We start from the raw sequence: 637 nt of genomic DNA on the forward strand, positions 1-637 counted from the left end.
CCAATCTGTTTACAAATGGTTTCGTTGTCACGACCATGAGCAATCAGCTCTGTCGCGCTCGGCATATCGATACCGTAAACGTTAGGGAAGCGAACTTCTGGTGCAGCAGACACCATGTACACTTTCTTCGCGCCGGAGTCGCGAGCCATCTCAATGATCTGTTCTGATGTCGTACCGCGGACGATAGAGTCATCCACCAGCAACACGTTCTTATCTTTGAACTCAGAGCGGATAGCGTTTAGCTTGCGACGCACTGATTTCTTACGTTGTTGCTGACCAGGCATGATAAACGTGCGGCCAACGTAACGGTTTTTAACAAAGCCTTGGCGGTAAGGAATATCGATCGCTTGAGCAATTTGTAGTGCGATATCGCAAGAGGTTTCAGGAATCGGGATTACGACGTCGATATCAAGATCGGCGTAATCTTCACGAATTCGCTCACCCAGCTTTTTGCCCATTTCAACGCGAGCACTGTACACAGAGATTTTATCGATGAAAGAATCAGGACGCGCAAAGTAAACAAATTCAAAAATACAAGGATTTAGCTTTGGATTGTCTGCACATTGCTTAGTGAACAGCTCACCTTCAAATGTCGCATACACCGCTTCACCCGGAGCTACGTCACGCACAAAGTCAA

The 637-nt window shown here is 47.1% G+C and carries 1 protein-coding gene; it reads right to left on the reverse strand.

Annotation, left to right across the window (positions count from 1 at the left end):
• The coding region (locus R7040_RS27455) for an amidophosphoribosyltransferase (protein WP_318097740.1) at nucleotides 1-637 on the reverse strand (637 nt) is incomplete at both ends.

This window comes from Vibrio sp. 1069 (assembly GCF_033340555.1).